Annotated in this window: 11 protein-coding genes; 3 read left to right on the top strand and 8 right to left on the bottom strand. The window is 34.9% G+C overall.

The genetic code is table 11. The annotated features are described in order from the left end of the window. Positions 1–289 precede the first annotated feature (289 nt). The 4 genes from rplS to ABIQ27_RS11415 form a co-directional block, all read right to left on the bottom strand. Positions 290–640: a 50S ribosomal protein L19 gene (gene rplS, locus ABIQ27_RS11430; protein ID WP_348034028.1), complete on the bottom strand. Its 351-nt coding sequence runs from the start codon at positions 638–640 to the stop codon at positions 290–292. A gap of 178 nt (positions 641–818) precedes the next feature. Continuing rightward, the gene (locus ABIQ27_RS11425) at positions 819–1,829 is read right to left on the bottom strand and encodes a Gfo/Idh/MocA family oxidoreductase (protein WP_348034027.1); all 1,011 of its coding nucleotides are present in this window, start codon (positions 1,827–1,829) and stop codon (positions 819–821) included. A gap of 3 nt (positions 1,830–1,832) precedes the next feature. Continuing rightward, positions 1,833–2,510 (bottom strand): tRNA (guanosine(37)-N1)-methyltransferase TrmD, encoded by a 678-nt coding sequence (trmD, locus tag ABIQ27_RS11420; RefSeq protein ID WP_348034026.1) that lies wholly within the window; start codon positions 2,508–2,510, stop codon positions 1,833–1,835. 87 nt (positions 2,511–2,597) lie between these two features. Continuing rightward, positions 2,598–3,047, bottom strand: coding sequence for a DUF1569 domain-containing protein (locus tag ABIQ27_RS11415; RefSeq protein WP_348034025.1), 450 nt, complete (start codon positions 3,045–3,047; stop codon positions 2,598–2,600). Positions 3,048–3,121: 74 nt separating this feature from the next. Between ABIQ27_RS11415 and ABIQ27_RS11410 the strand changes: the two genes are divergently transcribed. Beyond that, on the top strand, positions 3,122–4,054 hold the full coding sequence (locus tag ABIQ27_RS11410) for a peptidylprolyl isomerase (protein WP_348034024.1): 933 nt from the start codon (positions 3,122–3,124) through the stop codon (positions 4,052–4,054). A 129-nt stretch (positions 4,055–4,183) separates the two neighbouring features. Beyond that, the gene (locus ABIQ27_RS11405) at positions 4,184–4,492 is read left to right on the top strand and encodes a cytochrome c (RefSeq protein WP_348034023.1); all 309 of its coding nucleotides are present in this window, start codon (positions 4,184–4,186) and stop codon (positions 4,490–4,492) included. 48 nt (positions 4,493–4,540) lie between these two features. Here the strand turns inward: ABIQ27_RS11405 and ABIQ27_RS11400 are convergent, their stop codons facing one another. Then, complete coding sequence (locus ABIQ27_RS11400; RefSeq protein WP_348034022.1) at positions 4,541–5,815, bottom strand: glucose-1-phosphate adenylyltransferase; 1,275 nt, start codon at positions 5,813–5,815, stop codon at positions 4,541–4,543. A 26-nt stretch (positions 5,816–5,841) separates the two neighbouring features. Further along, positions 5,842–7,068 (bottom strand): glycogen synthase, encoded by a 1,227-nt coding sequence (gene glgA / locus ABIQ27_RS11395; RefSeq protein WP_348034021.1) that lies wholly within the window; start codon positions 7,066–7,068, stop codon positions 5,842–5,844. Between the two features lie 95 nt (positions 7,069–7,163). On the opposite strand from glgA, the gene ABIQ27_RS11390 reads away from it, so the two are divergent. Beyond that, the gene (locus ABIQ27_RS11390) at positions 7,164–7,502 is read left to right on the top strand and encodes a tRNA-binding protein (RefSeq protein WP_348034020.1); all 339 of its coding nucleotides are present in this window, start codon (positions 7,164–7,166) and stop codon (positions 7,500–7,502) included. A 265-nt stretch (positions 7,503–7,767) separates the two neighbouring features. On the opposite strand, the gene ABIQ27_RS11385 is transcribed toward ABIQ27_RS11390, so the two are convergent. Together ABIQ27_RS11385 and ABIQ27_RS11380 are read right to left on the bottom strand one after the other, a co-directional pair. Then, positions 7,768–8,145: a PUR family DNA/RNA-binding protein gene (locus ABIQ27_RS11385; protein ID WP_348034029.1), complete on the bottom strand. Its 378-nt coding sequence runs from the start codon at positions 8,143–8,145 to the stop codon at positions 7,768–7,770. Positions 8,146–8,215: 70 nt separating this feature from the next. After that, positions 8,216–9,973 carry an ABC transporter ATP-binding protein gene (locus ABIQ27_RS11380; RefSeq protein WP_348034019.1) on the bottom strand — a complete coding sequence of 586 codons (1,758 nt, stop codon included), beginning with the start codon at positions 9,971–9,973 and terminating at the stop codon, positions 8,216–8,218. Positions 9,974–10,274: the final 301 nt, after the last annotated feature.

Raw genomic sequence — 10,274 nt, 5'->3', positions numbered from 1 at the left:
CCAAATAATTCGTGTCATTTCATCGCCATCCAATTCTACTACTGGGTTAGCTACTTTAATTTTTGCCATATTGTTGAGGTTGTTTTAATTTTTCGCGATAGCAAAGATAAATAATATGATAGTAATTTGGTTGATAACAATCACGAAATCGATTGAATTGTGAAATTGTTATTTTAAGTTTAAAAAAAATACCGATTTGATAAAATATCAGATTTAAATTGACAGAATAAAAAAAGTCCTCTCGTTTTTTGGAACAAGAGGACTTTTTTTATGAACAGAAAGCTTCGAATTATCTTCTTCTTTCTTTGATTTTTGCTTTTTTACCAGTAAGTTCTCTAAAGTAGTAGATACGAGCTCTTCTAACTTTACCTCTTTGGTTAACTTCTACTTTTTGCAAAGCTGGCATGTTAACTGGGAAGATACGCTCTACACCAACTGCACCAGACATTTTACGGATTGTAAAAGTTTCAGTCATTCCAGAACCTTTTCTTTGGATTACAACTCCTTTGAAAAACTGTGTTCTTGTTTTTTCACCCTCTTTAATTTCGTAGTAAACTGTGATTGTATCACCAGCTCCGAATGCAGGGAAATCTTTTTTTACTGATATTTCGTTATTTACGAAATCAACTAAATTTGCCATTTTTTTAATTATTATGGTTTTAAATCTGAGCAACGTTCACGGTTTTCGCCAGAGGTTGGTCAAATGTGGGGGCAAAGATAAAAAAGAATTACGACCCGAGCAAAATAAATACCTATTTATTTTGTGAACTGACGAAGTAATTATGAATTACGAATTACGAATTACGAATTATTTTTGGTCAGACTAATAATTTTAATTGGGCTATAATATCCTGATTGTCAACAGAAAACTCTTTGTTGTTGCGGATGCTTTGGTAAACTTCATCAAACAGTGCATTGAAATTCCCTTTTTCGGAAGCAATATGTTCAAGTATTTTTTCATCTTCAGCATTGAAATAAGTTAATTTTCCTTCTTTGTTTGGCTTTTCCAAACCAAATTCAGGATGCAAAGGAGACATGCCGTCAATAAGCTGATTTTCCTGTTCGTCACAAAATTCTTTTATGAAACTTCCCTTAGTTCCGTGAATTACAATTCCGGCCTGAGCATCTGTAACCAGCATACTTGTCGTGATGAATATATTGACCTTATTCGGAAATAAAATATGCATAAACCCAAAATCATCTACCTGAGAATTTTCACGATAGCTGTTTTTGGTTCCAAAATGACTTATTGGTTTTCCAAATATTGAAATGGCCTGGTCAATTAAATGCGAACCTAAATCATACCAGATTCCGCTACTCGGGATTGGTGCTTCTTTAAAAATTTTAGCTCCAATAGTCGATCTGTATCTGTCAAAGCGAAGATGCATTTCAATAATTTCTCCAAGTTTTCCTGACTTGATGATTTCTTTTGCCGAACTGATATCGCTGCTCCATCTTCTGTTGTGGTAAACAAATACTTTTCGGTTTACTTTTTCGGCTAAAGCCAATAATTCAGCAAATTCGTCAGGAGTTGTAGTTGCCGGTTTTTCAATCAGCACATGTTTATTGGCTTCCAAAGCTAATTTTGCGAATTCAAAATGCGTATTATTCGGAGTATTTACAACTACCAATTCGATTTTATCATTGGATAATAAAGCTGAAATAGAATCGTAGCTTTTGATATTTGGATAATCTTTTATCGCTTTCTTTTCATTTCTTTCCAGAACAGCATATAAATCAAATCCTTTGTTAGTAGCTAAAAAAGGCGCATGAAATACTTTCCCCGACATTCCATAGGCAAGCATTGCAGTAACTATTGGCTTTTCCATAGTTTATTCTTCCAGTAAATCAGGTCTTCTGTTTTTTGTATGTTCAAAAGCTTTGTCTTCCCGCCATTTGTCAATTTTAGCAAAATGACCGCTGGTTAAAACTTCGGGGACTTTCCAGCCTTTGTAATCTGCCGGTCGCGTATAAATTGGTCCCGACAATAAATTATCCTGAAAACTATCGGTCAAAGCCGAAGTTTCATCTGATAAAACTCCCGGAATCAAACGGATAATGGCATCACAAAATACAATCGCGCCAATTTCTCCACCACTCAAAACATAATCGCCAATGGAAATTTCCTTGGTAATGAAATGATCACGGACGCGTTGGTCAACACCTTTATAATGTCCACAAAGGATAATTATATTTTCATACATCGAAGCCGTATTCGCCATTTTCTGGTTCAGAGTTTCTCCGTCAGGCGACATATAAATTACATCGTTGTATTCCCGCTGACTTTTTAAATGTGTAATGCAATCATCTATCGGCTGTACTGTCATCACCATCCCGGCGCCACCGCCAAAAGGATAATCATCAACACTTTTTTGTTTGTTGGTTGTGTAATCTCTCAAATTGTGAAAATGGACTTCAACCAATCCTTTTTCGATAGCACGTTTCATAATCGATGCTTCAAAAGGGCTTTTCATTAATTCGGGTAAAATCGTAATAATATCTATTCGCATGGCGCAAAGGTAATAAGAATTTTTAGGAGCTATTTCCAGCTTTCCACTATATTCCCGATAAATCGGGAGATGCCGTTGCAATCTGGGCTAAACTCCAAATTGTTTCAAATGGTGATCAAGATGCATAGTGTGCATTTTACTCCATTCATCATGAGTCAATTCACCAAAGAATGGATGTTTGGTAGTCTTAATTGCTTTTTGTCCCAAATCAGAAAAGATTCCAATTTTTTGAATAAGTTCGTTTTTAGTCTGCTCAAAATCGTACGTGCCAGTTCTTATAAAAGAAGGAGCCGTTGGACTATTTTTCTTAAACTCATTTGAATTTAATACTTTTCCTTTAAGCATTTTTCCAATAAGCCGCATTATAAAATTTGCCTGCATCGGAGTTGTTCCGGTAGCAAAATCAATTGGAGCCTGACAATGTGAAAGCATTTGTTCAACACTCATTTTTCCCCATTGCGCTTTACTTTCCGGAGAAAGATTATTGATTCTGGAAATGATTAAATCGTTATCGGTTTTGTTGTAAATAGAGCTCATGTTTAAGTTTTTGTTGGCAATAAAATTACAATTTTATATAGTATCTTTGCACTGCATTTTAAAAATTTTACACAATGGAAAATGGAATATACGCTAAATTCAATACCTCTAAAGGTTCAATTTTAGTAAAACTAACACACGATTTAACACCGGGAACAGTTGGAAATTTTGTTGCATTAGCCGAAGGGCAATTAGAGAATTCAGCAAAGCCAATGGGAAAACCTTATTACGACGGATTAAAATTTCACAGAGTTATTCCGGATTTTATGGTTCAGGGTGGATGTCCTCAGGGAATCGGAACTGGTGGCCCGGGTTATAGCTTTGACGATGAGTTTCATCCAACATTAAAACACGATAAACCAGGCGTTTTGTCAATGGCAAATTCTGGCCCTGGAAGCAATGGTTCTCAATTTTTTATTACGCATGTTCCAACAAATTGGTTAGATGGAAAACATACCGTTTTTGGAAATGTTGTTGAAGGACAGGATGTTGTTGATGCAGTAGCACAAGGCGATTTGATTGAAAGCTTAGAAATTGTCAGAGTAGGCGATGAAGCAAAAAAATGGAATGCTATCGAAGCTTTCAGAACATTTGAAGGTTCACGTGCCAGAAGAATTGAAGAAGCTAAAAAGCAAGCTGAAGAATCAATGGAAAAATTAGCTGCCGGTTTTGATAAAACGGAAAGCGGTCTGCGTTATAAAATCATCCAAAAAGGAAACGGAAAACAAGCGGAAGCTGGCAAAACGGTTTCTGTTCATTATACCGGACAATTAGAAAACGGAAAAACATTCGATTCTTCTTATCCAAGAAAGAAACCAATTGAATTTCCATTAGGAATGGGTAATGTTATTGAAGGTTGGGACGAAGGAATTGCTTTGTTGCAGGTTGGTGATAAAGCACGTTTTGTTATTCCTTCTTATTTAGGATATGGTTCAAGCGGAGCAGGTGGTGTAATTCCGCCAGACGCAACTTTAGTTTTTGACGTCGAATTAATGGACGTAAAATAAGTGTTCAGTGTTCAGTCCCGATAGCTATCGGGAGTGTTCAGTAAAAATTAATTTTTGATTAAATAAAAATCCTAATAGAAATCTATTGGGATTTTTTTTATATTTACTTCAACCAACAAAAACAGAAACATGAAATATAAAGTACTAGCCTTAGCCGTTTTGGCCACAATCATTTATTCGTGTGCAGCCAAATCGAGCGCGCCAACAGCATCAACACCACCACCAGTAAAAACCACGACTGCATCAACAGTAATGACAGCAGAATTAGCAGAAGGTAAAAATTTGTATGAAAACAATTGTGCCAAATGCCACAAATTATATGATCCAAAAGAATTTTCTGCCGAACAATGGAAACCAATCGTTGACCGCATGCAAAAGAAAGCACATCTGGATGATTTAGCCGGACAAAAAATATACAACTACGTTACAATGAATTAATAAAAAAATCCCGTCTCGTTCTAAAAAATGAGACGGGATTTTTTATTTTTAAACGGTAAAGCCATCGGGCACAACGGCTCCTTTTTTGACGACTATAATTCCGTCTTTAACAGTATACAGATGCGTATCTGTGTCTTCTAAATGTTTACCGCCGTTTAGACGGACATCGTTGCCAATTCTACAGTCTTTATCTACTATAGTATTATTGATAAAGCAACGTTCACCAATTCCGATATTGATAATATTATGTAGATTATTCGTTCTGATTTCTTCAAGGTTTTGATAATAATCATTACCCATCAAATATGAATTTATAATGGTTGAACCAAAGCCAATCCTGCTTCTGATACCAATAACAGAATGTTCGATTGTTGTTCCGTTAATAATACAGCCTTCTGCAATAACTGATTTGTCAACCGTTGATGCGCCGGTAATTTTTGATGGAGGCAAAACTCTTGCACGTGTATAAATCTTGCTCGAATTATCAAAAAGATTGAACTTCGGAATGTCATCAGTCAAGCCTAAATTGGCTTCAAAAAACGAATCAATATTCCCAATATCTGTCCAATAGCCTTCGTATTGATAGCTCAGTATTTTTTGTTTGCCAATAGCCTGCGGAATGATTTCTTTTCCAAAATCTTTAGTACTCTGGTCGGCCATCAGTTCCATTAATAAACTCCTGTTGAAAATGTAAATTCCCATAGAAGCAAGATAGAGCTTGCCTTCATTTTTAGATTCTTCGCTTACTTCAGAAACCCATTCTGGCAATAAACCTGCATTTGGTTTTTCTATAAAGCAGGTGATTAAACTTTCGGAATCGGTTTTTAGAATTCCGAATTCGGGAGCTTCTTTAGCAGTAACCGGTAAAGTAGCAATCGTAATATCGGCACCGTTGTCATGATGCGCTTTAATCATCGCATTAAAATCCATCTGATACAATTGGTCACCAGATAAAATCAACGCATAATCAAAATCATGATTCATAAAATGATGCATGCATTGACGCACTGCATCAGCCGTTCCCTGAAACCAGGTAATATTGTCTGGTGTCTGTTCGGCAGCCAAAATATCGACAAAAGCTGTGCTGAAATGGCTAAAATGATAAGTGTTTTTGATATGTTGGTTTAATGAAGCCGAATTGAATTGCGTCAACACAAACATTCTTTTAATATCTGAATTGATGCAATTTGAAATCGGGATATCAACCAAACGATATTTCCCTGCAATAGGAACTGCCGGTTTAGAACGACTTTCTGTTAATGGTGATAATCTTGAACCTTGTCCGCCGCCTAAAATGATGGCTAATGTGCTTTTGTTTATCATGGTTGAAGTATCGTTTAGATTTTTAATTAAGCTTTTTCTTTTTCAAATTTGGCGATTACACTTTCGTAATAATTGTAAGTTATTTTTGCTATCGATTCCCAACTGAATTTTTCTAAAACCCTTATTCTTCCTGCTTTTCCCATTTGGTTTGCCAGATTTTTATCATCCAAAAGCTGATTGACTTTTGCTGCAAAATTCTTTTGAAATGCTTCAGGATCTTTTGGATTAAAATTGGTTCTCGAAACACTTTCCAGCGGAATCAGATAACCTGTTTTTCCTTCCTGGATTATTTCAGGAATTCCGCCAACTGCACTTCCAACAACCGGAGTTTCACAAGATAACGCTTCTAAATTTATTATCCCAAAAGGTTCATAAAGCGATGGACAGGCAAAGACTCTGGCATGACTGTAAAGCACTTTTATTTTTTCGCGTGGCAGCATTTCTGAAATTAAGATAATGCCATCACGTTGAGATTTTAAATCGGCTATAAGTTCTTCTGTTTCTTTCGCAATTTCGGGAGTATCCGGCGCACCGGCACACAATACAATCTGACAATTTTTATTAAAATATTTTGCTGCTGAAATCAATTGTGAAATTCCTTTTTGGCGCGTAATTCGTCCAACAAAAAGCACAATAGGAATCTCGGGATTTATGCCATATTCTAAGAGTAAATTATTGTCAAATGTTGGTTTATAAAATTCTGGATCGATACCATTATGGATAACAGTTACTTTTTCGGGTTTAATGCCATAAGCTTCAATCACGTCAGTTTTCATTTGTTCACTAACCGCAATCACGCCGTCGGCTGTGTTATAAGCGTGATTCTCTATCCAACGGGAAAGAAAATAACCATTGCCTAATTGTTCCACTTTCCATGGTCGATGCGTTTCTAAACTATGCGTAGTCAGAATTAAAGGCACCTGCAACAATTCACGAGAAAAGATTCCAGCTAAATGTGTATACCAAGTATGGCAATGCACAACATCAGCCTGCAAAGTATGCTGTGACATTTCCACATTTTTGCTTAGATTATGAAACATCTTGATATGAGGATTTGTTACATCTTCCATTTTGGTCAAAGAAGATTGAATTCCTAAAACATTCATTGATGGTAAATGTTCTTCCTGATTTCCAAAACAGCGTACTTCAACATCACCCAGTTTGGCTAATTCCTGACTTAGAAAATCAATATGAACTCCGGCGCCGCCATAAATGTTAGGTGGAAATTCATTTGTAAAAAGTGCTATTTTCATAAAGAAAACGGGATTTAATAGATTATGCAGTTTAATTTCTTAAAATTAAGGAAATAAAATGTTTTTACTACATTTATAAATATAAAACAATTTTCATGGAACAAAACCTTTCGTGGTCAGATTTTGAAAAAGTAGAAATGCGTATCGGGACAATTATAGAAGTCAATGATTTTCTGCAAGCCAGAAAACCTGCATTTCAACTGACGATTGATTTTGGGACAGAAATCGGAATTAGAAAATCATCTGCACAAATCACAAAGCGTTACACTAAAGAAGATTTATTTGGGAAACAAATTGTTGCGGTTGTGAATTTCCCAAAGAAACAAATTGGAAATTTTATGAGCGAATGCCTGGTTTTGGGTTCTGTAAACGAAGATGATATCGTTTTGCTTTCTTCAGATTTGAAAGTCGAGAACGGATTGCGGATTGGCTAAACTTTATTTTTTCTCTTCTGCGCCATATACATATTGAAAAAAGAAAGAAGAATAAAAACAATTGGGATTATAAAAAACCCTTTTCTTTCATCAAATGAATTTTCAGCTTTTGCTGTTTGATAGTTGTTGTAGATAATATATAACCAAAAGACAATACTAAGCGAATTGAGGATTACATTGTGTTTATTTATAAAAGCTATAATTTTTTGCATGTAAATTTTAATTTAAAAGCCCAAAACTTGCGTCTGGGCTTTGTTATTTTTGATTAAATATCATCAAAATCAATATCGGTGAAACTTTTTTCAGAAACTGGTTTTTCTTCAGTAGTTTCCTGCTGGTATTCTCTTTTGAAATCTTTTTGATGTCTTTCAGAGATTACTTCTTCACCTTTGTGGTTCAAAACATACGCGGTCATTTCTTCTAAAATTTCAGAGAAAGCTGCGAAGTCTTCTTTGTATAAATAAATTTTGTGTTTTTTGAAGTGAAAAGAACCATCTTCTTCTGTGAACTTTTTACTTTCGGTAATGGTGATGTAGTAATCGTCAGCCTTTGTTGCTCTCACATCGAAGAAATAAGTTCTTCTTCCGGCTCTTAAAACTTTAGAAAAAATCTCATCTTTTTCTAACATATCATTTTCTCTCATATTCTTTCGGTCAATTAGTAGTGTTTCTATACAGTTCAAAAATGGTAAATTTTTTGTTACCAAACAACAATTAATTTAATTCTTTTTCTGAAAGCTGTTTCAAATATAACTCGGCATAATAACCGTCTTGGTTTAGTAATTGATTATGAGTGCCTTCTTGAATAATTTGTCCTTCGTCTATAATGATGATTTTATCTGCATTTTTAGCAGAAGATACCCTGTGGCTTACAATTATGGTGGTTTTGTCTTTGGAGATTTCTAATAAATTATTCAAAATTTGTTCTTCTGTTTCGGTGTCAACAGCCGAAAGGCAATCGTCGAGCAATAATATTTTAGGGTTTTTGATAATGGCTCGCGCAATCGAAACCCGTTGCTTTTGACCACCCGAAAGCGTGATGCCTCTTTCACCTAAAATGGTTTCGTATTGTTTGTTGAAATGGATAATGTTATCATGAACGACAGCTTTTTTTGCAGCATTGATTACTTCTTCATCTGTGGCATTTTCTTTTCCGAATTTGATGTTATTCTGAATAGTATCCGAGAAAAGAAAAGCATCCTGCGGCACAATTCCGATACTGTTTCGCAAATCGTATAAATTGATCAGGTCAATCTTTTTGCCATCGATGGTAATCGCTCCTTCTTTGATATCATACATTCGGGTAATCAAGGATAAAATACTCGATTTCCCCGAACCTGTTTTACCCAAAACAGCAAGTGTTTCGCCTTTTTTTACCGTAAAAGAAATGTTTTGCAGCGCCGTAATTTCGGTATCGTCATAAGTAAAAGTCACATTTCGGAATTCAATGTTGCCTTGTATAGTTGTTCTTTCTGTTGTTTTGTTTTTGATTTCGGGTTCAATTTTAAGGAATTCATTGATTCTTTTTTGTGAAGCTTCAGCTTCCTGAACAAGTGAAGAAACCCAACCAATAGAGGCTACTGGCCACGTCAGCATATTGACATACATAATAAATTCGGCAATGGTTCCTATGCTGGTTATCGTTCCGTCAATATACATCATGCCACCAAAATAAATTACGATTAGATTGCTAATACCAATAAGAATTATCATCAACGGGCCAAAAAGCGATTGTACTCCGGCCAGACTCATACTTTTAGTCTTGCTTTCCAGTGCCATTTCCTGTAGTTTATTTTGGTATTGTTTTTCCAATCCATAAGCTTTTACCACACGTATCCCGGAAAATATTTCTTGTGTAAAGCTGAAAACCTTAGATAAATATTGTTGAAAAAGAGTGCTGCGTTTGTTTATTTCCTTACTCAGCCGGAAAATAATAAATGCAAGAAGTGGTAAGGGTACTATGGTATAGAATGTTAGTCGTGGTGAAACATTGTACATATATATAATAACAACGGTAAAACTGATAAACGTATTGATGGTGTACATTACGGCTGGACCAACATACTGTCTTACTTTTGCAACATCTTCACTGATTCTGTTCATCAAATCACCGGTCCGATTGCGTTTATAAAAATTTTGGTCTAAAGCTTCATAGTGTTTGAATACCTCATTCTTTAAATCGAACTCAACATGACGCGACATTACAATCAATGTTTGGCGCATTAAAAAACGCAAAACACCAGCAATCAACGTGGTAACTAATAGCCATAGAATATTATGAATCAATTCGGTTTTAACAAGCTCGCTACTTAAACCATTTTTATGAAAATCTTCAATAACCCTAATAGATTTGCTAATCAACTTTGGGGTATATAAAGAAAAAATTTGAGAAGCAATTGTCATAATAATTCCTAATAAAAAATGGAATTTATATTTGACAAAATATTTGTTTAAATACTGAAGTTCTTTCATTGAAAATTAGCAGAAATGGATTTTATTAGTCGTTTATTGTTAAATCGTTAAAAATAATTAAATTATTATATTCTTGGTTTAAACAGATTTTATTAACAAATCAGCAATTATATTCGATTCGAGTGAATTTTATTGAATAAAGTTTTAATTTTGTACCGACTTTTTTAAAAAGCTTTAATTAATACATTTTACAAAATGACATCAGAAATCACTACACCGGCAGAGCTTAAAAAAATGGATCCCGTTTTTGGTCAGCTATCTTTTGATAATCACGAACAAATTGTTTTTTGTAATGACAAAG

This window comes from Flavobacterium sp. (genome assembly GCF_039916025.1).
GTDB lineage: Bacteria > Bacteroidota > Bacteroidia > Flavobacteriales > Flavobacteriaceae > Flavobacterium.
This window is presented reverse-complemented; position numbering and strand designations above follow the sequence as displayed.